We start from the raw sequence: 26200 nt of genomic DNA on the forward strand, positions 1-26200 counted from the left end.
GTTGTCGGCGTGCGCTATCGGCTGTGCCACCAGCGTTCGTTGCACAGCATCAAACCGGAGGCCTGCAGGGCGTCCCGCGCTTTCAGCCGATCCCCCTGGTTGAGAAAGCTCCCCACTTCCAGGGATTGACGGCCATCCTGCAGCTGCAAGCCGATGGCATCCATGGGCGTAGCGGCCGCCAGCACATTAACGTGGGTATCCGGTCGGGGGAACCGCCATTTGCGCACCGGGTAGAACTCCCCTTCTTCCACTTCCACCGCCTCGGCGCCCACCCGAATGACCTGCATGCGATAGGTGGAGCGCGACACCCGCAGCGCCACATAGGTTAACACTGCAATTTCCAGTCCGGCAAAGGGCAACACCATCCAGGCCCCGAAAAATGTCCAGAACAGGGCCACCGACAAGGTCACTCCGGACACCAGCAGCAGGAACAACAGGGTCTGCCGCCGGGTGGCGGAGCGATTGGGCTCCAGGGTAATCAGGGTCTCCGCACCCTGCCGTTGACAGGTCACCACATTGCTCACCTCATTTGTTCTGTGTCATTTGTTCTGTGCAAGGGCTCATGGTTTAATGCGGGCCTGGCCACCCAACCCGTTCGAGAACATGCCTAACGATACCTTAGCACTGGAGCAGTCCTTACTGCAGTATTTGCAGGATGATCACCTGAGCAAGGCGGAATCCCGCGACCTGCGGGCGGCGCTGCAGGCTCACTCCCGGGAGGACCTGAATTTCCTGCGCAACCGGCTGTTTGAACTGGCACGGGACCGTCTTTCTGCATCTTCGGCCCAGGCGTCATCGCAGGGGCAGGACACCAGCCTCGCCATCATCGGCTGGCTGGACCGCTGCAGCAAGGCCATCCAACTGGAGTTGGGTGAGCGCCTGAACGAACATCGGGCCTACTTCTCCCCCGGGGAACAGTGCCTGGAGCAGATTCAGCAGCAACTGGGCAACGCCCGTTCCCGTATTGATATCTGCGTGTTCACCATTTCCGACAACCGCATATCCGATGCCATCCTGGCCGCGCACCAACGCCAGGTTCAGGTTCGCATCATCACCGACAATCACAAGCAACAGGATGCCGGCAGTGACGTGGAATGGTTGCTGCGCGCGGGCATTACCATCCGCTTTGACCGGACCCCGGATCACATGCACCACAAATTCTGCATCGTAGACGGACTCAACCTGATCAACGGCAGTTTTAACTGGACCCGCAGTGCCAGCGAGCGCAACCAGGAAAACATTGTCATCAGCCAGGATGCTGCGCTGGTCCGCCAGTTCCAGAACGAATTTGATGCCCTGTGGGACGCCTTTGCCTAAGTATTCTCATCTGGAATGCCGGGGCACCATGCCTTTTGGTAAGCACCGGACGGCTGCCCGTTGACCAAACGTTCTAACGAAAAAAGTGAGAACTTGGTCTAAAATTCACCTTATCCGCTTATACCGTTTTTTCGCGATCGCGCTGGACGCATAAAAACAAACCTAATTCTTTTCCGGTTGCGTATAACACTCGAACTTCAGGAAGAAGGCTACGCATGCACGAACAGAAAGTTCTAATCGTCGAAGACGAGAATATCGTCGCCATGGATCTCTCCCGCCGGCTGGCCAAACTGGGCTACACGGTCGTGGGCATGGCCTCCTCAGGCAATCGCGCCCTGGAACTGGTGGACACCCGGTCCCCGGACATCATTCTTATGGACATTCATATCCGGGGCACGGCAGACGGCATTGAAGTTGCCGACCAGATCAACGCCCAACACCAGATCCCGGTGATCTTTCTGACCGCCTATTCAGAAGACACCACCCTGGCCCGAGCCAAACAGACCCGCCCCTATGGCTATCTGTTAAAACCCTTTTCCGAACGGGAGCTGCACGTGGCCATCCAGGTTGCCCTGGAGCGACACCGGGAGGACCAGCAGCGCATTCAAAAACAAACCCATCTGCAACGGGCCCTGGATGCCGCCCACATGGGAACCTGGGAAATGACCGCCACAGCGGAGCCGGAGGCTGACACTGGCGCAGGCGCAGGGGCCACCATTTTGAGTTATTCCCCCACCGGCCACCTGACCCGGTTTGACGATTGGCGCCAGTTCATCGGCCATGTGGTAGTCCGGGACCGAAGCCAGGTGAGCCACACCCTGGAACAACTGCAGCAAAACACCAATGCGGAACTGAGCATCGAATTTGAAGCGAACCTGCCGCGCCAGGGCCATCGCTGGTTCAAACTCTGTGGCAAATCGTTCAGCTCCGGGGATCAGCAACGGGTCGTCGGGATACTGCAGGATGTCACCGAACATCATCACTCCGAGACCGCCCTCAAACAGGCCGCCACGGCTTTCACCTGCAGCGCCGACGGTATCGTTGTGCTGGACCAGGACCTGCGCATCCTCAGCGTCAACCAGTCCTTTTGCCGCATCGTTGGCCAACCTTCGGAACAATGCCTGGGGCAGGAGCTGGCGCTCCTGAGCCCGGAAGCCCTCGGCCCGGAGCACAGCGACTCACTGTGGAAAACCTTGCATCAGACCGGCAGCTGGCAGGGTGAAGCCAGCTTCCACCGCCACGACAACCGGCTGCTGCATGTGTTGTTGAACATCGGCAGTGTGCCGGAGCGGCTGAATCAGGAAGCCCAGTACGTGGTCGTGGTCAGTGATGTGACGCCCATGCACCATGAACAGCAGAAGCTGTCCCACATTGCCTATTACGACAGCCTGACCGGATTACCCAATCGCAACCTGTTCCTTGATAGGCTGGAACAATGCATGGCCAAAGCCCGGCGTCAGACCAGCCGCTTTGGGGTGTTGTTTCTCGACCTGGATCATTTCAAGCAGGTCAATGACAGCCTGGGCCATGCCATGGGCGACCGCTTGCTGAAAGCCGTCGCCCAACGGCTCAAGTCCCAGCTGCGTTCCTCCGACACCCTCTGCCGCATCGGCGGTGATGAGTTCATTGTCATTGCAGAAGCCGTGCAGGCAACCGAGGATCTGGAGTTACTGGCCAAAAAAATTCTCAGTCTGTTGAATCATCCTATCCGCCTGGGCAATACGGAAGTGCAAACCGGGGTCAGCATCGGCATCGGTCTGTATCCCGATCACTCCCGCGACCGGGATGAGCTGATCAAAATGGCCGACACCGCCATGTACTCCGCCAAGACCCGGGGCCGTCAGGGTTACGCACTCTATCATTCGGCCATGCACAAGCATGTGGCCCAGCATCTGCATCGTGAGCAGGAACTGCGGCACGCCCTGAACCAGGGTCACCTGACCCTGCACTACCAACCCCAATACCATAGCCGCAACGGTCAGCTGACGGGACTGGAAGCCTTGTTGCGTTGGCAGCACCCAAGCCAGGGACTGCTGTGTGCCAGCGACATCATTCCGCTGGCGGAGAGCAGCAGCCTGATGCAGGAGATCGGCAACTGGGTGATTGAAGAAAGCTGCCGCCAACTGCGGGAGTGGTCTGACCAGGGCTTCCAGCCGCCCCGATTGTCCCTCAATGTGTCAGCCCGCCAGTTGCAGGATCGCAACTTCGCCCACTTGCTCAACCACCATGCTGACCTGCACCAGGTTCCCCTGCAGCGTTTGGCAGTGCAAGTGACAGAGTCCTGCCTGCAGAAATCCGACAGCGGACTGCACAACCTGCGGCGCTTGCACAAACTGGGCTTGAGTATCGCCATTGACGGCTTCGGTTCCGGTTATTTCAGCCTGAGTTCGTTGCATTCATTACCGGTGACACAACTTAACATTGACCGCTGCTTCATTCAGAATCTGGATGCAAGCCCGCGGGATCGAGCCGTGACCAACGCGATCATCGCCATGGCCACACAGTTGGAATTGAACACCGTGGCCGTTGGCATTGAAAATCAGGGCCAGGCCCAGCTCATCACCTGCGCAGGTTGCAGCGAGGTACAGGGCAACTTTTTCTGCCCGCCGCTACCGGCCCGACAGATCATGCAGCGATTAAATACCGCCCCCACGGACACCCACTACAGCGAATGGACCGCGTGACCTGCCATGACACCCGACTTTGACGTAACAGCCAATAAAGATGAAGTGATGCGGTTGGCAGTTGAGGCCTCTCCCAACGGCATGGTGCTGATTGATGTAGAGGGCCGCATTGCGCTGGTGAATACCAGTGTGGAAACCATGTTCGGCTATCACCGCGACGAACTGATCGGTGAACTCATCGAGAAGTTGGTACCCCATCGCTTTCGCAGCCAGCATCCGGAATTGCGCAACCAGTATTTCCACGCACCCAAATCCCGCGCCATGGGACAGGGGCGCGAGCTCTATGCCCTGCATAAAGACGGTACCGAGTTTCCGGTGGAAATCGGCCTGAATCCCATGACCACCAAACGCGGTGTGTTGGTGTTGGCAGCCATCGTGGACATCACCGAACGACTCCGTGCCCAGGAAATGATGCGGCTGGCGGTGGAAGCCGCGCCCAATGGCATGCTGCTGACCGACCAGGAGGGCACTATCATCATGGCCAACTCCATGGCGGAGCTGCAATTCGGTTATACCCGCTCAGAATTGGTGGGGCAGAAAATCACGCTGCTGGTGCCTCACCGGTTCCGACAACGCCACCCGGACCTGCAGCATTCGTACTTTCACAATCCCACGTCACGGGCCATGGGCGAGGGCCGCGACCTTTACGCCCTGCACAAAGACGGTCGGGAATTTCCTGTGGAGATCGGCCTGAACCCCATTAACACCGCCCAGGGCCTGATGATTCTGGCGTCGGTACTGGACATCACGGAACGCAAACGGCAGGAAGAGCAACTGAAATCCGCGCTCAAGGAAAAAGAAGTGATGCTGGCGGAGATTCACCATCGGGTTAAAAACAATCTGCAGATCATTGATAGCCTGATCGCCATGCAGTTGGATAATGTCAGCGATGAGAAAGCCCGCTTTTTGTTGACCGACAGCCAGAACCGCATCAAATCCATGGCGGTGATCCATCAAACCCTGTATCAGTCCCAGGACTTTTCGAAAGTGGATATTTCTCTGGTGATCTCCGGCCTGATCAACAACCTGGCGCACTCCTATGGCATTCCCGGCAATCCCAATGTGCAGGTGCAGGTGGAAACCGATGACATCACCCTGCCCATTGAAAGCAGTATCCCCTTGGGCTTAATCATCAATGAACTGGTTTCCAACGCCTTTAAGCACGCCTTCCCCGATCATCGGGCAGGCGAGATCAGCATCACGTTAAAACGGCTGCCGGAGCACAAAGCCCGACTGGATATCAGCGACAACGGCGTCGGCCTGGAGAGCAACACCGCGAAGGAGGAATCCCTGGGATTGCGGCTGGTGGAAGCCCTCAGCGATCAGTTGGAAGCGGATCTTTCGATTCAGTCCGCCAATCCCACGCGCTTCACGGTGGTGATGCCATTGCCCGATTGATCGTGTACGCGTTCCAGGGCTTGCACTCGAATCCACTCTTCCGGCAGAAACACTTGCTCGCGCCGGGAATCCAGTTGCTGCGTTCTGGTGACCGGGTCCAGGCTATCCATCTGTAACAACTCGTCCCGCTCCTCCAACCAGGCTTGCAGTTTTTCCTGCCACTGCCGGCGTGAATCATCCAGTTGTTGCAAACGCTCTGCCGCCGCCACGCCCACCTGCTCCGAACGCAAGGAGAATACCGCATCCGCATCACCGCCCTGGGCCCTTAACTCCCGGGTGAGTGCAGCCAGAGTCGAAGGCTGTTGCGCACGTTGCAATGCATCCTGCACTTGCGGCGTTAACTGGTATTCCAGATCCGCTAACAGCGCTGCGCGCTCCTGCGGCGAAAGCCGTTCATTCTGCATCACGGCCAGCTGATCCAGGGTATATTGATCATAGGCATCATCCTCACCGAAGAAGGCGTCTATAGCCTGCGGAGACAGGAAACGACCGCGCAATGCCCGTATCTCACTCATCCTGTTGTGCCAGGCGGATGCGTCTGTCCATTCCCATTCGGACTCCGCGCCGGACAACTGACTGAGTGCCTCACCCAGCGTCACATAACGTTCCAGCATCGCGATGGCTTCACTGGCCGCCGGCTCCGGTAATTGTGATCGCAGATACGCCTGTAACCGCAACAACAGTTGCGGCAGTTCTTCTTCACCCAGCGCTGCAAGAAAATAATCAAAGCAATCCCGCAGCCCCCGGTTCACCACCAGATGTCCCTCGTCATCCCAGCGCAATGCCCCATCCGTTTCGGTTCCCTGCAATGAACGGGGCAAGGTATCCTGCACCTGTCTTGGCGCTTTCGCCGGTAGCCTGTCCGGCGCTGCGGCAGAGCCTGCGACAGGCAGGGAGGCTGGCGTTGGCAAAGCGCGCCATTGCGGTGGTGTACCGATACCGCGCACGGAGGTTGCAGGCAGGCTGAAGCCTATAACAATCGCAGCTATCCCAAGTAGCGCAACCGCCACGAGCACCGCAACGCCCACCCGTGCGGGCTGCATCCAAACGTTCGACATGATTGGATGCTATAACCCAAGATTGCGCAGCCGGTTGGCGTGTTGCCGATACACGGTTTTTGGATTGGTGGAAAATACGTAGGCGAGACCAAACAACTGATTGACTTCATCCAGATGATCCATGGGATAGTCATCCCGCAACACCTGACCAAAGTGGGAACTGCAACGGCCCACCAAACCATCGTTCTGCTCATTGAAGGCCAGTTTGGTCAACACCATGGCATAGGAGGAAGGGTCAAAAAAATGAGTCACTCCGGTGTTCACTCCGCTCCAGGAAAACTGCTTTACGCCATTGCTTTCGTAGGCCCCTTCACCGCAGCTCGTCACTGGAACCCCCTGGGGAAAGCGCAGGTTGAAATCCGTGGTGCCGGCAGAGGATAAGGAATTCAAACTGTCCAGCGCGTTTTGCGGCAACGGCTCGCCGGCAGCAAAACCGATCAGCCAGCCCAGTCCTTCCAGCACACTGGTCACCACCGGTTGCAGGGCATCCCCCACCACCGGCAGAGCCAATGCCATCAACCCCAGATCCGCTGCGGCTGAACCCTTCACCGGACTGCCCACGGTGGTCACCGAGGCCACCCGCTGCGGCATCACCGCTGCCACGTAACGCACACTCTGGCCGCCGTGACTGTGGCCGATCAGATTCACTTTTTCGGCACCGGTAATCGCCAGAATGTCCTCCACCTGGGCCAACAGTTGCTCCCCCCGCTGCTCCGACGAATTCAACGCAGAAACCTGGGTCACAAAAACCTGGGCGCCATCCCGCTGCAACGCACGGGGTATGCCATACCAGTAATTGATGCCGGCAATGCTGTCAAACCCGAACATGCCGTGCGCCAACACAATCGGGTAACGGGTCTGGGTATAACCGGCGGCCATGACTGCGGCCGAATAACCGCTCAGCTGGATAGCCAGGATCAGGGCAAGCAAGGACATTAACGCTTTGTTCATGGTGGGACCTGTCTACTGTGAGTAAGTGTGTTTTTTATTTTTCTACTTCTACAGCATGTACAGGCAAAATCTTAGGGGCCTAACCAGACAGCGTATAGACAAAACGCGCTGCGCAAAAGGTCCATGAAAAGTTCAATATGTTATATGAATATGCCTGATTTTAAATTTGATGGCGATGCAGGTATCATTCACAAACAGGATTAGTCGATTCACCACTCATCAAACCCAGCGCAGTAGAGACATGCTTTCTCAATTACGATTCGCGACGGAACTCAACACACTCCTGCACACCCTGAGTGACACATCGGACCTGTTGATCATTCAGGATCTGGACGGGGTATGCATGCCCCTGGTGCGGGACCCGTTAACCCGTGCCCTGCCCCGCCGCTACATCGAAGCCGCAGCCCTGATGCAGCCGGAGTTCTTCGTGCTGACCAACGGTGAACACATCGGCCGGCGCGGTGTGAACACTCTGGTGGATCAGGCACTGCAGGAGCGTCAGGCGCAGCATCAGGCCTATCTGCCCGGGCTGGCTGCCGGTGGGGTTCAGTGGCAGGATGCAGCTGGCAACGTCAGTCACCCCGGAGTCACCCCGGAGGAACTGGCGTTTCTGGCGGCGGTGCCCGAGGTAATGCGCAAAGCGTTGTCAGACTGGATGCGTCGGCCACCGTTGGCACTGAGTTCAGAGGCAATCGAGTCCGTGCTGGCGGTGGTGATCCTGGACAACCCGGTGTCCCCCACCATCAACATCAATGGATTTCACGCGCTGTTGCAGCAACACGCGCTGGGCGTGAGCGGGCTCATCGAATTGCAACGCACGGTTCAGAGTATTCTGCTTGAACTGTTAGAACAGGCAGAGAAGCAAGGCCTGGTGGATTCATTCTTCATTCACTACGCGCCCAACCTGGGCACCGGCCCACAAGGGGAACGCATTAAATGGGCAACCGATGCAGACTCCGGCACCACCGATTTTCAATTTATGCTGCAAGGGGCAGTGAAAGAAGTGGGCGTCCTGGTGATCCTCAATCGTTACTACCAGCAGCGCACCGGCACCTATCCCCTGGGTGAATGTTTTAACGCCCGGCAGGCACCCCGCGACCCGCAGGCGTTGTTACAACTGGCCCAGGACCATTTCGATCCGGATCAGATGCCCCGCATCATCGGTGTGGGCGATACCGTCACCTCGCAACCGGACCCACAACACAACGGGCACTGGTTGCGGGGTGGCAGTGATCGCGGCTTCTTAAGTCTGGTGCAGGCGCTGGGAACCCGTTTTCACAGGGACAACGCTGTGCTCTTTGTGGACAGCAGTGGTGGCGAGTTGAAGCGCCCCAGCATTCAGGTGCCCCTGTTGCAACAACAGCCTTGGCAGGCGATGGCCGGCATCAGCGACCAGGACGACCCCTTGCACCTGAATGTGGTGTTTCCCGACGGGCACCAACAGTACGTGGACTTTTACTGCAGATTGGCGCAAGCCCGTCATGCCCGCCGCGGTTAGCGCTTAAAGCCCCAGCTCCGAAAGCCCGGGATGATCCTCCGGCCGGGGCCCATGCTCCCAGTGAAACAGTCGCTCTGTGGCCGCGATGGGCAGGTCATTGATGCTGGCGTGACGCACCTGCATCAACCCTTCGGCACTGAACTCCCAGTTCTCATTGCCGTAACTGCGATACCATTGTCCTTTCTCGTCATGCCATTCGTAGGCGAAACGCACAGCGATGCGATTCTCCGTGAAAGCCCAGAGTTCCTTGATCAGACGATACTCCAGCTCCCGCGCCCATTTACGTTTGAGAAAGGCCGCGATCTGCTCGCGACCGACGGGAAACTCACTGCGATTGCGCCAGCGGCTGTCCGGCGTGTAGGCCAGGGCGACCTTGTCCGGGTCACGACCGTTCCAGGCGTTCTCCGCCATGCGCACCTTCTGGCGGGCGGTTTCTTCCGTGAAAGGGGGAAACGGTGGACGGGGTTGTACTGCATGACTCATGATACGACCTCACTCATGACGGCTTGTGAATGACGGCATTTATAACTTCACCATCAGTTTACCCATATTGCCCCCGGTAAAGAGCAAATTGATGCCTTCAATGGCGCTTTCCAGACCTTCGATGGTGTGGGCTTTGTACTTGATCTGCCCTTTCATCAGATAGGCGGAAACTGCTTGCACCAGCTCTTCCATTTTGTCCCAATGATCCGGCATGGTGAAGCCCTGGATGGTCAATCGCTTTTTGATGACCCGCAGCCAACTGGGCCCCGGTGCCGGCTGCAGACTGCTGTAATCGGCAATCAGGCCACAGACCACCACCCGGCCAAAGGTATTCATCCGTTCGAATGCCAGCAACTGTACCGGGCCACCGGTATTTTCAAAGAACACATCGATGCCGTTGGGCGTGGCCTGCGCCAGCGCCTGGGCCAGGTTGGCGCTGTGGTAGTTGATGGCATGATCGAACCCCAACTCCTGCTGCAGCCACTGGCACTTTTCATCGCTGCCGGCACAGCCCACCACCCGCAGCCCTTCGGCTTTGGCGATCTGACCCACCATCACCCCCACCGACCCGGCCGCTCCGGTCACAAACAGGGTTTCGCCGGCTTTGGGTCTGCCCACCTTCATCAATCCCTGATAAGCCGTCATGCCCGGCAGCGACAACACACACAACACCGCCTCATCGCTGACGCTGTCGGGCACCAACTGCATGCCGCGACCGTCACTGACTATGTACTCCGCCCAGCCGGTCAATCCCATCACCCGTGCGCCCACCGGGAACCGCTCATTGAGGGAGCCCACCACTTCCCCCACGCCACTGGAGCGCATGGTCTCACCCAGCTCCACCGGGGGGATATAGCTGTCCCGGTCTTCGGACATCCAGCCTTTCATGGCCGGGTCCAGGGACATGGCGGTTTGTTTGATGAGGATCTCACCGTCGTTCAGTTCCGGGGTTTCCTCAGTCACTACCTGAAAGACATCCGGGGTGATCTGTAAACCAGGCCGTTTCACCAGTTTTACGGCTTTATAGTGCATCGGTTTTCCCTCCCATGCTGACGTTTGGTGACCACCATCATACCCTGATCTGGCGTCGCCGCCTGTAGCAAAACAGACAATCACCCCGGGCAGATGGCAAACACGCCACCCCGAGCCCTCGAACTCGGATCGTTTAGCGCAATAAATTCAGCTGTTTACGACATGGCCCTGCTTGGATCAATTCCTGCAATCACATGGGTTCTACTGCCAGAAGGAAACATCAGCATGTCGTATTTCAGCGAGATCAGCCCGCTCCAGGCCCAGTCACTCATCATGACCGACAACCCGCTTATCATCGATGTCAGGGACCCCCATTCCTACAAGGAACAGCACATTGATGGTGCCATGCGCGGGCACGAGCAGCTCACCGAGCACCTGATCAACAGCGGGCAGTTCGAACGGCCGGTGCTGGTGTACTGCTACCATGGCAACAGCAGCAAGGATATGGCCGCGATTCTCGGTCGGGCCGGTTTTAAGCGCTGTTACAGCCTGCAGGGTGGATTCACTGCCTGGAAAAAACTCAGCGGCAGCGGTGACGCGTCGCTGATTCAGGCGGCACGCAGTGGCGATCTGACGATGGTACGCCAGTTACTGCAATCCGGCACCAACCTGGAAGCCTGTGACGGCTCCGGCAATACCGCCTTGTGGGCTGCCTGTTACGGTGACCACCTGACCCTCATGCACGAATTGCTGGAAGCCGGCGCCAATATCGACCATCAGAATCCGGACGGTGTCAGCGTGCTGATGTACGCCGCGTCAGCGGGAAAAACCGACGCAGTGGAATTGCTGGTGGAAGCCGGTGCCGCGCTGGACCTCACCAATCATGACGACTACAGCGCACTGGATCTGGCGTCCAACCTTGAGATTCTGCGCTACCTGAAAAGCCAGTCCGCCACCGCATGATGCCCACAGACGCAGAATCCGCAGAAGAGGAAAGAGGAGACCCGCCCATGAGTAACGGCAAAATCGGCATTTTCTTTGGAACAGAAACCGGAACCACCCGCCTGATCGCCAAGAAAATCCACAAATTGCTGGGGGCGGATCTGGCGGACAAACCTGTCAACGTTAACCGTATACAGGCCGCAGACCTGTTGCAGTATGACGCGTTGATCCTGGGCACTCCCAGTTATGGCGTCGGGGATATTCCCGGTCTCAGTGCCGGTTGCCTGGAACGCAACTGGGAAGAGTTTCTCGCGCAATTCGGCCAACCGGATCTGACGGGAAAACGGATCGCTTTTTTCGGGCTGGGCGCCCAGGAACGTTATGCTGACCGCTTTGCCAGCTCCCTCATGGCACTGTACACCCTCTTCAAAAATCTGGGTGCCGATATGGTGGGTGACTGGAGTACCGACGGCTACACGTTTGAGCACTCGGCCTCAGTGGTAGAGGGTCGCTTCGTCGGCCTGGTGATTGATCAACGCACCCAGGGGATGCACACGGAAGAACGCCTGCGGACCTGGGTGGAACAGGTCAAGCCGTTGCTGCTGGAAACACTCACCTCGTCACAGGCAGCGGACAACCTGCAGGGCGCAACGGCCTGAAGGCATAACCGGAATACCCCTTATCAGAATTTGTGATCAGCAGCGGTAAAACAAAGGGGTGGCCCGGCTGGATCGGCAACTATACTTCTCCCACTGACCCTGTACCGGGATCCACGTTAAGGAGAACAGCATGCCGGTGGAAGATGTAATCAAACGGATTTATGAGCTGCCCAGCATTCCCCATGTTGTGCAGGAGCTGATCGCCAATTTCAGCAGCCACACCGCCAACGCCGAGAGCATATCCCGCAGCATCCAGAGTGATCCGGCCATTGCCGCCAAGGTGTTGCGGCTTGCCAATTCAGTGCGTTATGGCGCCGGGCGCAAGGTGGCTTCCCTGGATTCAGCGGTGATTATGCTGGGGAGCGATGCCTTGCGTACACTGGTCATCGCCTCTGGCGTTACCAGCGCGGTGAAAAACATTCCCGGGCTGGACATGCGCGGATTCTGGCACGACAGTTTCATGGTGGCCAATCTGAGCAAACTGATCGCCCGCAATGCCAGCGGTTGCGACCCCGAGATTGCCTTCACCTGCGGCATGTTGCACAAGATCGGACTACCGTTGATGTATCTGGTGCAAACGGACACCATGAAAACCATTGAGTCCATGGTGGCAAACGGCAACAGCCAGATCAATGCGGAAAACGCCAAGCTGGGGTACAACCACAATCATGTAGGCGCGCGCCTGGCAGAATCCTGGAAATTTCCGGAAATCATCACCACTGCGCTGCGCCATCAGGAAGCCCCGCTGCAGGCATCCCCCTTTACGCCCTATGCTGCGATCATCGCCCTGGCGCACAACATCCTGCAGCGTCTGGACGACGACATTGATCCCAAAACCATCGTATCCGAGCTGCCGGACCAGCTCACCTCAGCATTGGCGCTGAACAGTTTCAAACTGTTTGAACAACTGGAACAGCTGGCTCAGACCGAAGACGATATTGATGAGATGCTGGCGGCCTGATCTTGAATCGTCAGGGCCCCACTCAGGGGCCCTGTTTAAACGTCACGGCGACCGCGTTCACGCCAACGCGGTCACCACAGCCACCCTATTTTTGGCTCTTATAGGGTTTGGGAGGTGTAGCTGTCTCCTGGTCGGTGAGTGTCTTCAGGTAAGCGACGAGGGCAGCCTCCTGATCCGGGGACATGCCCAGTGCGCCCACCAGCAACGGGGTGGCAACCGTCTGGGGCCACTCCGGTTCCGGCCAGCAGTCAAACGCCAAAGCATCCTTTTCTGAAAAAGGTCCGGGATAGGGTATGACCGACTCGCAGAACGGCTTGGATTTACCCGTATTGTAAAAGTGCACAATACTCTCCAGGCTTTTGAACCAGCCATTGTGGCCATAGGCTTTGGTAAACCCCTTGCCCTTGCGTTTATCCACGTTGCGCAATGTGGGCGTTCTGAAGCCGCCCACATCCACCAACGGACTTTGTTCAGCGTGGCCGGCGATGCCGGGGTCGGGGTCTGCGGGCAGCAACGGATTCACAGGAATTCCGATATTGTGGTAGGCATCGTCAGTGTAACGCTCAAAGACACCGGTCCCATCCGGACTGCTGGATTCGCTCAGGTGGCAGAAAGAGCAGTTGGTGGTGGGCAGATCAGTACGCGGAGGCTGTCGACCGGGAATGGGCGGGAAATTGGTATTGTAGAACAGATCATGCCCAAGGTTTTCCTGATCAGTGAGGCCAACCAGCGGGAAACGCCCCGGTGACGTCAGGTAGTCTGCATGCTTGCACACAGCGGCATCGTAATACTCTGCATACTCGGCATCAAAACAGGCCAATTCCTGACGCAACGCCACATCCCGCCTGGAACTGAACGAGTTCAGGTCAGCAGAGCTCTGCCAGGCCCCAATCGCCAGCATCATCCGCTTGAAGCTGATGTCGAATTTGGTTTCAGAGCTCACATCCGCCCCTACAATCGAAACTTCGTCCTCGCTGCAGTCAATGGTTTCCCCCCAGGCAATTTCATACAGCTCCGCATATTTGGCATTGGCCACATGCTCACAGACCGCCTGACGCTCAATGTTCTGCTCAACGGGATTCGGCATCGGGTTTAGCGCCTGGTCTGAGGTGCCACCGAAGTAGATCGCATAGTTCCAAATAGGATTACCCGGGTCCGCTCCCTGAAACACCTCCACTCCGATGTGCTTGGTTGCACCGGGCAGTACCGGACTGTCAGCACCCTCTGCACGGCCATTCCAGAAATTGCCGCCACAATATCCCGCGCCGGTTGGAAAACCTCCTATGCGAACACCCCCCAAACCACACTCATGAAAAGGCGGCACCAGGCTGGCGTATGCATTGGTTGGCGGCTTTAATGCACCGGTAGTGTGCGGGTCGGCACCGGTAATCGCAACCTGATGCAGGTTTACCCCCGAAATGCTGCCGGTACCACCGGTATCGGGATCATGACAGGTCGCACAGGCCATCCGGCTGGGCCTGGAGATCTTGTCGAAGAAAATGTACTTCCCCAGCAGCTTCAATTCGAAGTCCACTTCGGAAGAACTGAGTTCAGAGTAGGTTGTGGTGGAAGTAAGTGATGCGATAAGTAAAAAATTCAAGACAGAAATGGTGCGACGTAACGAGTGTTTTCTCAACATCTCGATTACTCCTCTATGATATATCCCCATTTGGGCAGAATTACCCACGCAACACTTAGCAGATGCTGTACCAAAAACTAAATTTGTTGTTTTTTCAGAAGCCTATTCCGCGCAGAAAAAAATTTCAGCGCACGGTTGTCAAAAGATTCGACGCCAGCACAGAAAAACCTGAACGAACCTTAATCAAAATATTGGTCGTGCATCGCCTGGTTCACACGCGCGGGCAATTACGCACGCCATAGACAAGATGGGATATCAAAAGCAAAGGAATATCATTTACGTTATTACGAACGAAACAGCCGACTGTACTGCCGCTCGTGTTGCATGCTCGCCAGGACCACACCCGGCAGTGAGCACCCAATATCCTCGTCTTGCACCGTCATGGATTGTTGCAGCAAATCCGGAAGGAGCGGTGCAATGTGATGGAAAATTCTTTGCCCGGCGGTCTGCCCCATGGGGAAGGTTTTCAGCGCGGCGGCAATCTGATTCTCCAACCAGCTCCAGGCCAAACCAATGGCGGCCGCGTCCAGTGGGATCTTTTTCTCCGTGGCCGCCATGGCAAAGGCCGTCAGGTAGCTGGTGCCTGGTTCCGACCAGAGTGCCGCGCGTGCATAATCCAGGTCGCGCATCAGGCGCAGCAACGCAGCCCCCATCTGGGTGTCTTCCAGGTGCAGCTCTTTGGTTTCCCGCAGCGCCAGCGCGTATTGATTCCAGTACCGGACCTGCTCCAGATCCTGCATCTGCCAGGCTTGCTGCAACTTACGCAGCAACGGCCACTCCTGATTCACAAAGGCCGAACCAATGATGCCTTCCAGCCACCGGGCATAGTCGGCTTCCCCTTGCAACCAACCCTGCTCGATGGCGGTTTCGGTGCCCTGGGACCAGGAAAAGCCGCCGATGGGAAGGGAAGGACTGGTGAGCTGCAACAGCTGCAGCAATTGCAGCTGATCAATGTTCATGGTGGTGATGGCCAGGTTCGTGATCATGGCCGTGAGCATGGCCATCACCATGGGAATGGGAATGGCCACCGGCGTAGGCGCCGTCTTCCGGCTCGAACGGTGCATCCTCCACGGTCACCGTCAGACCCAGGCCAATCACCATGGCATCCAACACATGATCGTGCTGGTACCGCAACCAGCCGTCGCCAATCTGCAGGGGCACATGACGGTTACCCAGATGGTACGCCGCCCGCATCACCAAGTGGGCATTGTCGCTGGACACGGTGCTGACGGTTTCATCTGCCGCTTTCACTTCTATCACCCGGCCGCTCTCATCCAGGAGTCTGGTGCCGTCCCGCAGGATATGGCCGCGGGGCAGCATAAAGCCCAGTGGCTCACCGTTTTCTGCCGCGGTCTTCAGGCGGCTTTTCTTACGCTCATCAAACGGCAGGCGCACGGTTAATTGGGCTGGTGTAGAGGTTGGTGTAGAGGCCGCTGCATCGGCGGCAAATTCACATACTTTAATCATGTTGTCGTTTTACTCTGGTGTAAGGGAAGCGGGGTGGAGAACCGGGAATCGCTACAAGCACATCCCTGTGCGCTCGACAGCGGCCGTCCATGGCCGCTGACGTTCCCGATTCTCCACCCCGCTTCCCCTGATCTATCGTGCCACTTTCTTTACAACAAAGCGTCACTAAAACAAAAAATACCGCTGCGCCAACGGCAATTCCTTAGCCGGCTCACAGGTCAGCAGCACACCGTCAGCGCGCACTTCATAGGTCTGCGCATCCACCGTGATATTGGGTTGGTAATCGTTCAGAATCAGACTGCTCTTCTGCACCGAGCGACAACCCTGCACTGCCACCAGTTTGCGCTGCAACCCCAGACGGGTACCGATATCATTATCCAGCGCAGCCTGTGATACAAAGGTCAAATTCGTATCCAGCACCGAACGGCCAAAGGCACCGAACATCATACGATAGTGCACCGGTTGAGGCGTGGGAATTGAGGCATTGGGGTCCCCCATGGGTGCCGCCGCAATGGCACCGCCCTTGATGATCAGGGACGGTTTCACCCCGAAAAATGCGGGTTTCCACAACACCAGATCCGCCCATTTGCCCACTTCCACTGATCCCACCTCATGGGCAATACCATGGGTGATGGCCGGGTTGATGGTGTACTTGGCGATGTAACGTTTGGCACGGAAGTTATCGTGGCGATCACTGTCCGGGTCCAAAGGCCCCCGCTGTACTTTCATCTTGTGCGCGGTCTGCCAGGTGCGACACACCACTTCCCCCACCCGCCCCATGGCCTGGGAGTCGGAGGAAATCATGGCGAAGGCGCCCAAGTCATGGAGGATGTCTTCGGCCGCGATGGTTTCGCGGCGAATGCGGGAATCCGCAAAGGCCACGTCTTCAGGTATGCCGGAATCCAAATGATGACACACCATCAACATGTCCAGGTGTTCGTCGATGGTATTCACCGTGTAGGGACGGGTGGGGTTGGTGGAGGACGGCAACACGTTGTCCTCACCACACACCTTGATGATATCCGGCGCGTGACCACCGCCAGCGCCTTCCGTGTGATAGGTGTGAATGGTGCGGCCTTTGAACGCCGCGACGGTGTCTTCCACAAAACCGGATTCGTTCAGGGTATCCGTGTGAATGGCCACCTGCACATCGTACTTTTCCGCCACGTCCAGGCAGTTGTCGATGGCCGCAGGCGTGGTACCCCAGTCTTCGTGCAACTTCAAACCCAGGGCACCGGCCACCACCTGCTCTTCCAATGGACCCGGCAACGACGCATTGCCCTTGCCCAGGAACCCCAGGTTCATGGGCAGGCCTTCTGCGGCTTTCAGCATTTGTTCAATGTGCCAGGCGCCTGGAGTACAGGTGGTGGCATTGGTGCCGGTGGCAGGGCCGGTGCCACCACCAATCATGGTGGTGACGCCGGACATCAGCGCTTCTTCGATTTGTTGCGGACAGATGAAGTGAATGTGGGCGTCGATACCTCCGGCCGTGAGAATCTGGCCCTCACCGGCGATCACTTCCGTGCCCGGTCCCACCACGATGGTGACACCCTGCTGCACATCCGGGTTACCGGCCTTGCCGATGGCCACGATGCGCCCATCCTTGATGCCCACATCCGCTTTGACAATCCCCCAGTAATCCAGGATCACCGCGTTGGTGATCACGGTGTCCACCGACTCACTGCGCAGGCGCTGGGATTGCCCCATACCATCACGAATGACTTTGCCACCGCCGAATTTCACTTCATCGCCATAAATGGCGTAATCCTTTTCCACTTCAATAAAGAGTTCGGTGTCGCCCAGGCGCAACCGATCCCCCACCGTGGGGCCAAACATTTCGCCATAGGCACGTCGATCAATCTTCGCCATTACAGTTTCCCCATCACCATGCCACGGAAGCCATACACGGTTTTATCACCGGCGTATTGCACCAACGTCACCTCCCGGCTTTGCCCCGGTTCAAAGCGCACGGCTGTGCCGGCGGCAATGTCCAGGCGATAGCCCCGGGTTTTTTCCCGGTCGAAATCCAGCGCGCCATTGGTTTCATAAAAATGGTAGTGGGAACCCACCTGGATGGGACGGTCGCCGGTGTTGGCAACGGTCACCGTAACAGTGGGCAGCCCGGCGTTCAGCTCCAGCTCGCCCGGCTCGGTAATCAGTTCACCTGGAATCATGGATCGGCTCCTTAAACTCTGGCTCGTTATACTCTGGTGTCTTCAGACAATCGGGTCGTGTACGGTGACCAGTTTGGTTCCGTCGGGAAAAGTGGCTTCCACCTGCACGTCATGTATCATCTCGGCCACCCCTTCCATCACATCGTCGCGGGTGAGCAGGGTGCGGCCGTAATCCATCAGCTCCGCCACGGTTTTACCGTCCCGCGCCCCTTCAATGATTTCAAAGGAAATCAGCGCCACTGCTTCCGGATAATTGAGTTTCAGGCCGCGGGCTTTACGCCGCTCCGCCAGTTGCGCCGCACTGAACAGCAGCAGCTTGTCTTTTTCCCGTGGTGTCAGTTCCATGTTCTATTCCCGTGTCAGTTCGATCAGGTAAACCAGATACGAGGCGCCACCGCCTCGGCCTGTAACATTGTGCGACGCAGCAGGTGCCAGGCCGCAAAAAACGCTTTCTTGATCGGCTCCGCCTGCCCGGCCTGGGCCCGCAGAATCAGCAGCTGGGGCAGCTGCGTCACCTCGATCTCAAATCTATCATTGCGGTGTTGCTCACACAGATCCCGCAACGCCTGCTCGGCGGCCTGGTCCTGCAAGGTACACACCATGGTGGCCAGGGCCGGCCGGCCGTTCAAACCCCAGCGCTCCGCCAGCAGGGCGCAGCCACCGTCAAAGCGGCTCTTCTCCAACAGTATGGGGCGGTTTTCCAGGGTCACCTCAAAATGCTGCTGCAGCGAACCGGCCACAAACAGCTCAGCAGAGGCGGGCCGGCCCAGGCAGGTGATCTCCCAGCCGATAAAGCGGGCGCCTGGTTGCAAATGGATGCGGGTGCGATTGATGGCCCGGGCATCATTGAAGACGATGTTCTCCTGGGGCAGCCACTCCCCAAACCCGCCACTGGCCACGGTCATCGTCACCTGCTGGGTTTGCAGCAGGCGCTGGCGGTTGGAACAGTAGACCCTTCCGGCGGAAGGTGTCGTCACCAGAGCGTGGGCAGCGGTGCCAACAGCAGTATCAATGGTCAGGCTGTCGCCGGCCACAATGCCACCCGGCGGATGCAGGATATAAGCGTGGGCCTGGCCCTGGGGTTCGGGATAAAAGGGGCGCTGCACCCGCAGGGGCCCATCGTGCCGGTTGCGGACCAGGGCGGTACGGGGCCCCCGCCGCTCAAATTCCAGGGAAAGGGTTGCTGACCACCCGGCCTGAACCGGGGTCGCAATGGCATTCATGCAATAGGCCTCTGCTGACTGGATTGTGCTTCTGCACTGGATTAGCGTTCAAGATAACGTTCTGTATTGTGTTGCTTTATATATAGGAGTGGGCTTTGAAAAGCAAAATCCATTCCCCCTGATGCAGCCGCTCCGGCTTGGTTCCCCTCTGATTATCCACCAACCAGATCCTTCATATGGTGCACCACGCACCATCATGCATCAAGCACCGCTCTGCCCCTAGCGCTTCATGCGTTTGCGAATGCTGGCCGGGCTGAAGTAACCGTCCGGCGGCGGCTCGCTGTAAAACCGGGTGCCCTCTCCGGCACTGCACTGCATGAAATAGGCCCCTTCCTTCAGGTCATGATAGGCATCCAGGGAGGAAAACATCCCCGGCATCTCTTCGTAATATGCAGAAAAGCGCATGGTGAACCGCCACAGCTCATCATGCTTGTCGTAGATGTCCACCAGCACGATGCTCCAGGTGTCCTCATCAATATAAAACGTGCGCCGCGGGTAAATGTGACGGGCATCGGCCTTGAGCCTGGCCTCCACCACCCAGACCCGGTGCTTCTCAAAACGCATGGCATGGGGTGATAGGTGGTAAGGCGTCAGCGCCTGGGGATCGTCACAGCGGTTGTAACGCATTTTCTGGTTGTTATAGGGAATCAGCATTTCCCGCTTGCCCAACAGGGTCCACTCATAGCGATCCAGGGGCCCGTTGAAGATATCGATTTCATCCGCCACCCGCAGGCCTTCAGAGTTGAACAGGGGGGAGTCATAGCCCAGAGCCGGCGACCGGCGCATCCGGCGCTCGCCAGTAATGTAGATCCACGACTGGCGCGGTCGCTGAATCGGTTGCAGGGTGTCGTGAATCAATAAGCCGCCACCGGCCAACCGGGCGGGCCCCAGGATGTGGGAAAAATAAAACAGGTTGCGCTTGTTCAGCAGGGAGCTTTGCCGATGGGGATTGTAATAGGCCGCATAGGTTTCGATGGTGGTTTCGAGGGAATCCACCAGGGAATTGGGATAAACCGTGTTTTCGAACAAATGCAGTGAGATGAACACCCCTTTCCAGCGGGTCTGGTGATTCCAGATGATTTCATGGGGCGACTTGGGGATCGGGAACGGCGTGCCCGGCCAGGCCACGAGCAACTCGTCGCCGCTGTCGCTGATGCGGGCATCCGCAAGGTTGCGCTCAATATTAGGGTAAGTCCATCGTGGCTGGCGTGCCGTTCGGTGGGTGCTGTACACCGGCATATTGAACGTCTCCGGATGCAGTTCAAACAGTTTTTGCAGACCCGGTGCCAGCCACTCCCGATACGGTTCCATGGTCTCAGCGGTAATGGTGTAGAGCGGTGCCTCTGCGGTGATCCGCTGCATCCATTGCAGGTGCTCCTGGTCACTCAGCTCATCCGCATTCCAGGGGGGAATGGAACCATCCTGATTGCCCGCCCGCTCCGCCCCCACCGGCGTTAGATCCTGACCCAGGGTGGCGGCCTGCACCGGCCAGCTGAGCAGCACACAGAGTATCGCGCCGCAAGAAAACCGCATCATAGAGGTAGTCCTTATTGCTACTGTCCTTGTTGTTCTTTCAATAACACAATCAGGTTTGCGAACAGGGCTTCCCGTTCGATGGGCTTTTTCAGAAACCCTTTCATGCCCACCTCGGTGGCCTGGGCCTCGTAGTCTGACAAGACATGGGCGGTGAGTGCAACGATCAGGGATTCCGGCCGCCCCTTGCGTCGCTCCCAGCTGAGAATACGGCGCGCGGCGGTGATGCCATCCCACTCCGGCATTTCCCAATCCATCAGAATACAATCGTAGCGCTGGCCTTCTTCCACCACCTTCTGATAAGCCTGCAGCCCGTTCTCCACCACATCCACGGTCACCCCGGCTTTTTTCAGCATGCCCTGGATCACCATCTGGTTGACCTTGTTGTCCTCTGCCACCAGCATACGACGGCCCTTCAGCTCGCTGCGAAAATGTTCATCCCGCGCAGAGGGCTCCGCCGCCTCAAAACCGGATAGCCGTGCCTCATCAATACTCTGCAGTTCCACCGTAAACCAAAAGCTGGTGCCACTGCCCTGCTTGCTGCTGACGCCGATTTCACCCCCCATCAGACGACACAAACGCTGGCAGATGGCCAAGCCCAGGCCGGTACCACCATAACGCCGGGAGATGGAACGGTTGGCTTGGGAAAACTGCTTGAACAGCTCGGTCTGCTGATGACTGTCCATGCCGATACCCGTATCCCGCACCACGCCGTACAGAAAACATTTTTCGCCGGTGTTCTTTACCGACAGCCGCACATTCACCGAGCCCTGCTCAGTAAACTTGAGGCCGTTGCCCACCAGATTCATCAGTATCTGGCGCAGACGCTGGGGATCACAGTTCACCAGGGTGGGCACAGACTTTTCAAACGAGATATTGAGCTCCAGGCCTTTCTGCCGGAACAGGGGCTTGAACAGGGTCAGGGCTTCGTTCACCGATTGGCGCAGATCAAACACCGTATTGTCGATCTGCAATTTGCCGGCTTCGATCTTGGAATAATCCAGCACATCATTGATCACCGCCAACAGGGTCTGCCCGGAACTGCGCAGCGCCATCAGGTAATTCTTCTGCTCTTCGTTCAGCGGCGTGTCCGAGAGCAGCTCCACCATGCCCAGCACCCCGTTGATGGGGGTCCGGATCTCATGGCTCATGGTGGCCAGGAACTGGCTCTTGGCACGGTCCGCCGCCTCGGCCGCCTCTTTCTCCTGGCGTTCTTTTTGCCGCGCCGAGGCCTCCCGCAAATCCATCACATAGATGAACGCATAGACCAGCACCAGTAACCCCATCCCGCCCAGGGTCCACTTCTGTTGCGCGGTCGCTTCCCTGCGCTCCAGCTGATACTGCTCCTGCAGCAGGGACAGGATCTGGTCACGATAGATGGAGGCGGTCACCACATAGGCACTGACATTCTGGTAAAACTGGCGCCAGGGTGTGTCCAGGTCCGCCGACTGGATCACCTTGTCATCCAGGGTCTGGGCGGCATCCTGCAACAGGTTCCAGGGCACACTATTGAACGGTGGCTTCTCCGCCAGCGCGGCGTGGTTCTTGAGCAATTGATTGACCCGGATATTGAGGCGGTCGTGCTGCAGCACCAGGCGCTCATAGATCCGCTCCAGGCTGTCCACCCCGTCGGAGGGCACATGGCCAATGCGCAGGTACAGGCTGCCATAGGAGCGGGCCCGCCCCAGGTCCGTGGTCAGGTCGCTGAATTCGTCCAGGGCCAGATAGGTGAGGTTGAGGGAGGCGTCATTGCGGTCACTGAACAACCCGCCCTGGTCCGCCAGCCGGAACTGGATCTGCTGCAGGGTTTCCACCAGGGGCTGGTGTTCACGGAAAGCCACATCCGGGGTGTACAGCTCCGCCCCCAGCACCGGGCGCACCCGGCGAATCTGTTTGATAATGCGGGGATAGGTCAGCTCCATGATGGGATTGTCCTGGCTGAACACCACGTCCTTTTCCAGCAGCATCACCGAATTGAGCAACTCCAGGCGCTGGCGCTCATACTCGGATTCCAACTCCTCGGAGCGGTCATACACCACGATGACGCTCAGGTCCCGCAGCCGCTCCGCCAGGTCCACCATGCCCTGCAACACCCGGATATCGTTAACGCCCTTCAATTTGCGGTCGATGGCAGCAATGCGCTCCTCACCGCCGTAAATCAATTGAATCAACAGCAACAGCAGCGGCACGACCAGAAACAGTGACAACAGGCCAATTCGGGTGGGCAATAAGACTCGGCCGTCCAGACGATACAAATAGAGCATCCTGTAGCTAATTGATTTTAGGGTAATATCTCTTCAAATATAGCGGCTTTACTAACAAATTTCTGCTTTTTTACAGGACAAAAAAAAGCCCCGCCGAGGCACTCGGCAGGGCTTTCCGCGGGGCAGGCCCCTTATTGGGATTTGCTTACCATGTAGTCCACGATGGCCTTGATGTCATCGTCGGAGCAGGCCGCACAGGTGCCGCGGGGGGGCATCATGTTGAGACCATTGATCGCATGGTTGTACAGCGTCTCGTTACCCTGGGCGATTCGAGCAGTCCAGGCTGCGGCGTCTCCGGTCTTGGGGGCACCGGCCGCACCCGTACCATGACAGGCGGCACAGGTGGTGTTGTACAGGTCTTCCGGGGTTTTCTTGGCTTCTGCACCGGCATCGGCCACCACCGCAGCGGAACCGCAGTCTTCACCCTGCAGGCAGACTTTGGCGGCCGGCTGGGTGCGGGCATCAATCTTGGCAGGGCTTAAAATGGAACGGGTTCCGATGGGTTCATCGCTGCCGGATTGGTCCACCAATTTCGAGGCCAAGGCCTGGCCAGACATCCCCAAACTCAAAAATACTGCCAAAGAAACAATGGCTTGCTTCATTTTGCCCATCTTATCGTGTCCTCTCTACAGAATGCTTCGCGACGCTTCAGCCCCGCTCGAAACGGTTACAAATCATGGAAGGCCGCAAGTATACCGTTAGTTACCCCTAAAACGGAATCATTGTAAGGGCATTGTCCAGGAATCGGCGCACGGGCCCTACTTGGGCGGGAAGTTGGCCAGCATTTCCTGCACCACGTCGTTCACCAGATAGTCCCGCTGGGTGGGGTTCATGCTGTCCTTCAGGTTGCGGGTGCCCTTGGCCACCCACACCATTTGCTGGCTGGCGCTATCCACCGCTTCCAATACCAACTGGCCCTCGGTTTTCTGCTTGGCCGGCGGGCTGGTGCTCACACCCACCCCCACATTGCTGGCCACCCCGACCCCGAACCCAAAACTGACCCCGGACTGGTCCACCTTGTGTTCCGCCTGCAGGTAATAATGCATTACAAAATCCGCCTGGGCCGGCTCCACCAGCTGATAGCGGCCGCTCAACTGTTGTTTGATGGCCGCCTCGATGCGGCTGCTGTCCAGGGATTGATAGGTCTGCTTGTCGCTCTGCTGCAGAGCGTAGCGCTGGTAACCGGTGAAGTTGAACTTCGGATCATAATCATAATTGGCTAATTTTTGTGCGCAGCCAGTCAACAACGTGACCGCCACCGCGATCCCAACCCATATCAGTCTGAACATGGTGTCTTTCCTTTCTTTCAGAGGATGAATACTCACCAGCATACTGAATTGATAATCCACTGAAAACACGAATACCGAGCCCGCTGACGAATTTTGCCGGGGTGCATTGAGTTTCGGGGGAATTGCCCTGTATAATGGCGGTCTTGATCAGGCTGAAAGATCAATTTTCTGAACAAAATCAGGGAATTAGCGTCTAAAGCCGGTTCTTTCATCAGATTCTGATGTCGATACGCGCCCGTAGCTCAGCTGGATAGAGTAGGTGGCTTCGAACCACTTGGTCGGGAGTTCGAATCTCTCCGGGCGCGCCATTTTACTGCAACGTTCATTGCAGGCTGCTTTCAAGCTCAGCTTTGATGGGATCTAGGGCGCTTCCTGGAACCGCGTTCACGATAACACGATAAATAGTTCCACTGGCCCTTCTGAACACTCTTCTGCCAACGCCTTGTTTACGGTGATGACCTTAATGCGGCTGCCATTCGCTTTCTCAAGCGGCTGTACCGCACAAGCATAACAATCAAACGCATTCCTTAATGGCAGCAGTGAGAGGTACAGCGTGGTTTGAAGTGATGGCTGAAAGACGGGCAACAAAAGCAGACAGGTCAAAGCAAAAAAAAGGGGTGCATCGACCACCCCTTTTACGCCTTCCCTGGTGTGACTTACGCTGGAGTTACTGACAATCACTCATCGCCGTTATTTTTGATGGCCCGCTCGTCGCGACCGTCCTTGGGTGCCAGCTCCGCTACTTCCATGTAGGGATAAAAGGCCTGCGGTTCAATGGTGGTGGGCACATAAAAGTCGAAGGGGATCATCACCGGCTCTTTGTCACCGTAATCGAAATAACGCTCCACCACCACATGATAGGCCGGTTCCATAACCCCCAGACCATCATCATACAGCACCAGGTCCACGGCCTTCAGTTGGGCGCTGAGCGCTTTCTTTGCGGCGGCTTCGACTTTATCGCGGGCCTGGGACTGCAGCTTTTCGGCGGGCATCAGTTCACGGCTGCTGAGCTTCTGCACGGCGCCGATGGCGGGCCATTGGTAGACCATACCAGCCGGCTTGCCACTTTCCCCCAGGTGCATGATGATGCGGGCATCACCGTCCACCGGCAGTCCACCCAGCACCCGGCTGAAGCGTACGGTTTTCAATTTCTCATAGATCACTGAACCGGTTTTGCCGTCGGAGGCGGACATGTTGAGGCCACCCACATGGGCAATCTGCAACGCCTCGCCCTTCGGTGCCAAACCCATTTCCTGCAGCCAGCGCTGGGACAACTCCACTGCTTCGCCCTCCGATGGCAGATCCGGAGTGGACGCGTCCTCCCGATACTTTTTCAGGCCACCGTTGAACATAAAGTTTCCGGTGAGGCTATCCACTTCGAAGGAGGCAGAAGGATCCGCATCGCTGCTGTAGCCGATGCGATTGGCGCCCAGTTTGAAGGCGTTCTCCTGATTCAGGCGAATCTCATTCAGCTCGGACAGGTGGGCAGCGGTTTTGCTGACCTGGGCCAGATGGGCACGACTGGGTTTGGCCGCATGATAGGTGGCCAGAGGCACCTGGTATTCGCCCATACGTTCCAGCTTGTCCAAGCCTTCCACTTTAGCTGCAGACACCAGGCCGGAGGCTACCATACACAGGGCCGCCGCCAACATTGACAGTTTACGATTGTGTTGATTGTTCATGATTGA

25 protein-coding genes and 1 tRNA gene are annotated in these 26200 nt (G+C 57.5%); 8 read left to right on the top strand and 18 right to left on the bottom strand.

All coding sequences use genetic code 11. From position 1 onward, the window contains the following. Positions 1-14: 14 nt before the first annotated feature. A complete protein-coding gene (locus D9N14_RS05955; RefSeq protein ID WP_290577971.1) occupies positions 15-515 on the bottom strand; it encodes a DUF2244 domain-containing protein in 501 nt (166 codons plus the stop codon). A gap of 88 nt (positions 516-603) precedes the next feature. On the opposite strand from D9N14_RS05955, the gene D9N14_RS05960 reads away from it, so the two are divergent. From D9N14_RS05960 to D9N14_RS05970, 3 genes are all read left to right on the top strand, one after another. Then, positions 604-1317, top strand: a complete 714-nt coding sequence (locus D9N14_RS05960) for a phospholipase D-like domain-containing protein (protein ID WP_290577973.1) — start codon at positions 604-606, stop codon at positions 1315-1317. 215 nt (positions 1318-1532) lie between these two features. Continuing rightward, on the top strand, positions 1533-4001 hold the full coding sequence (locus D9N14_RS05965; RefSeq protein WP_290577976.1) for an EAL domain-containing protein: 2469 nt from the start codon (positions 1533-1535) through the stop codon (positions 3999-4001). A 48-nt stretch (positions 4002-4049) separates the two neighbouring features. Further along, positions 4050-5399, top strand: coding sequence for a sensor histidine kinase (locus D9N14_RS05970; protein WP_290577978.1), 1350 nt, complete (start codon positions 4050-4052; stop codon positions 5397-5399). On the opposite strand, the gene D9N14_RS05975 is transcribed toward D9N14_RS05970, so the two are convergent. Both D9N14_RS05975 and D9N14_RS05980 read right to left on the bottom strand, forming a co-directional pair. Then, positions 5348-6457 (bottom strand): lipase secretion chaperone, encoded by a 1110-nt coding sequence (locus D9N14_RS05975; protein ID WP_290577980.1) that lies wholly within the window; start codon positions 6455-6457, stop codon positions 5348-5350. The two genes, D9N14_RS05970 and D9N14_RS05975, sit on opposite strands and share 52 nt — an antisense overlap. Before the next feature lie 9 nt (positions 6458-6466). Further along, a complete protein-coding gene (locus D9N14_RS05980) occupies positions 6467-7408 on the bottom strand; it encodes a lipase family alpha/beta hydrolase (protein WP_290577982.1) in 942 nt (313 codons plus the stop codon). Positions 7409-7649: 241 nt separating this feature from the next. Here D9N14_RS05980 and stpA point away from each other — a divergent pair, with 241 nt between their 5' ends. Then, positions 7650-8906 (top strand): glucosylglycerol 3-phosphatase, encoded by a 1257-nt coding sequence (stpA, locus tag D9N14_RS05985; protein ID WP_290577984.1) that lies wholly within the window; start codon positions 7650-7652, stop codon positions 8904-8906. Positions 8907-8909: 3 nt separating this feature from the next. On the opposite strand, the gene D9N14_RS05990 is transcribed toward stpA, so the two are convergent. Next, on the bottom strand, positions 8910-9389 hold the full coding sequence (locus D9N14_RS05990; RefSeq protein ID WP_290577986.1) for a nuclear transport factor 2 family protein: 480 nt from the start codon (positions 9387-9389) through the stop codon (positions 8910-8912). Positions 9390-9428: 39 nt separating this feature from the next. After that, on the bottom strand, positions 9429-10421 hold the full coding sequence (locus D9N14_RS05995) for an NADP-dependent oxidoreductase (protein WP_290577988.1): 993 nt from the start codon (positions 10419-10421) through the stop codon (positions 9429-9431). Positions 10422-10646: 225 nt separating this feature from the next. On the opposite strand from D9N14_RS05995, the gene D9N14_RS06000 reads away from it, so the two are divergent. The 3 genes from D9N14_RS06000 to D9N14_RS06010 all read left to right on the top strand — a co-directional run bounded on the left by D9N14_RS06000 (position 10647) and on the right by D9N14_RS06010 (position 12923). Next, a complete protein-coding gene (locus D9N14_RS06000; RefSeq protein WP_290577990.1) occupies positions 10647-11324 on the top strand; it encodes an ankyrin repeat domain-containing protein in 678 nt (225 codons plus the stop codon). Positions 11325-11371: 47 nt separating this feature from the next. Beyond that, positions 11372-11962 (top strand): flavodoxin, encoded by a 591-nt coding sequence (locus tag D9N14_RS06005; protein ID WP_290577992.1) that lies wholly within the window; start codon positions 11372-11374, stop codon positions 11960-11962. Positions 11963-12092: 130 nt separating this feature from the next. Then, on the top strand, positions 12093-12923 hold the full coding sequence (locus D9N14_RS06010) for an HDOD domain-containing protein (protein WP_290577994.1): 831 nt from the start codon (positions 12093-12095) through the stop codon (positions 12921-12923). An 85-nt stretch (positions 12924-13008) separates the two neighbouring features. Here D9N14_RS06010 and D9N14_RS06015 read toward each other — a convergent pair whose 3' ends face one another. From D9N14_RS06015 to D9N14_RS06065, 11 genes are all read right to left on the bottom strand, one after another. Continuing rightward, positions 13009-14562: a cytochrome-c peroxidase gene (locus D9N14_RS06015; protein WP_290577996.1), complete on the bottom strand. Its 1554-nt coding sequence runs from the start codon at positions 14560-14562 to the stop codon at positions 13009-13011. Between the two features lie 284 nt (positions 14563-14846). Further along, positions 14847-15590, bottom strand: a complete 744-nt coding sequence (locus tag D9N14_RS06020; RefSeq protein WP_290577998.1) for an urease accessory protein UreF — start codon at positions 15588-15590, stop codon at positions 14847-14849. Beyond that, complete coding sequence (gene ureE, locus D9N14_RS06025) at positions 15511-16029, bottom strand: urease accessory protein UreE (RefSeq protein ID WP_290578000.1); 519 nt, start codon at positions 16027-16029, stop codon at positions 15511-15513. The genes D9N14_RS06020 and ureE overlap by 80 nt, the downstream gene beginning before the upstream one ends. Positions 16030-16194: 165 nt before the next feature. Further along, complete coding sequence (gene ureC / locus D9N14_RS06030; RefSeq protein ID WP_290578002.1) at positions 16195-17898, bottom strand: urease subunit alpha; 1704 nt, start codon at positions 17896-17898, stop codon at positions 16195-16197. Next, positions 17898-18203, bottom strand: a complete 306-nt coding sequence (locus D9N14_RS06035) for an urease subunit beta (protein WP_290578004.1) — start codon at positions 18201-18203, stop codon at positions 17898-17900. The genes ureC and D9N14_RS06035 overlap by 1 nt, the downstream gene beginning before the upstream one ends. 42 nt (positions 18204-18245) lie before the next feature. Continuing rightward, entirely contained in the window at positions 18246-18548 is a 303-nt protein-coding gene (gene ureA / locus D9N14_RS06040) for an urease subunit gamma (RefSeq protein WP_290578006.1), read from the bottom strand. A 23-nt stretch (positions 18549-18571) separates the two neighbouring features. Then, the gene (locus tag D9N14_RS06045) at positions 18572-19426 is read right to left on the bottom strand and encodes an urease accessory protein UreD (RefSeq protein WP_290578008.1); all 855 of its coding nucleotides are present in this window, start codon (positions 19424-19426) and stop codon (positions 18572-18574) included. A gap of 219 nt (positions 19427-19645) precedes the next feature. Continuing rightward, positions 19646-20962 carry a DUF1329 domain-containing protein gene (locus D9N14_RS06050; RefSeq protein WP_290578010.1) on the bottom strand — a complete coding sequence of 439 codons (1317 nt, stop codon included), beginning with the start codon at positions 20960-20962 and terminating at the stop codon, positions 19646-19648. A gap of 17 nt (positions 20963-20979) precedes the next feature. Next, complete coding sequence (locus D9N14_RS06055) at positions 20980-23214, bottom strand: ATP-binding protein (protein ID WP_290578012.1); 2235 nt, start codon at positions 23212-23214, stop codon at positions 20980-20982. 140 nt (positions 23215-23354) lie between these two features. Continuing rightward, positions 23355-23825, bottom strand: a complete 471-nt coding sequence (locus D9N14_RS06060; RefSeq protein WP_290578014.1) for a c-type cytochrome — start codon at positions 23823-23825, stop codon at positions 23355-23357. Between the two features lie 156 nt (positions 23826-23981). Further along, positions 23982-24512 carry a DUF4136 domain-containing protein gene (locus D9N14_RS06065; RefSeq protein WP_290578016.1) on the bottom strand — a complete coding sequence of 177 codons (531 nt, stop codon included), beginning with the start codon at positions 24510-24512 and terminating at the stop codon, positions 23982-23984. 231 nt (positions 24513-24743) lie between these two features. Here D9N14_RS06065 and D9N14_RS06070 point away from each other — a divergent pair. Next, positions 24744-24820, top strand: a tRNA-Arg gene (locus D9N14_RS06070). Between the two features lie 76 nt (positions 24821-24896). Here D9N14_RS06070 and D9N14_RS06075 read toward each other — a convergent pair. After that, positions 24897-25193, bottom strand: coding sequence for a hypothetical protein (locus D9N14_RS06075; RefSeq protein ID WP_290578018.1), 297 nt, complete (start codon positions 25191-25193; stop codon positions 24897-24899). Further along, positions 25190-26194 (bottom strand): hypothetical protein, encoded by a 1005-nt coding sequence (locus D9N14_RS06080; protein ID WP_290578020.1) that lies wholly within the window; start codon positions 26192-26194, stop codon positions 25190-25192. The genes D9N14_RS06075 and D9N14_RS06080 overlap by 4 nt, the downstream gene beginning before the upstream one ends. Positions 26195-26200 lie beyond the last annotated feature (6 nt).

This window comes from Ketobacter sp., assembly GCF_003671495.1.
GTDB lineage: Bacteria > Pseudomonadota > Gammaproteobacteria > Pseudomonadales > Ketobacteraceae > Ketobacter.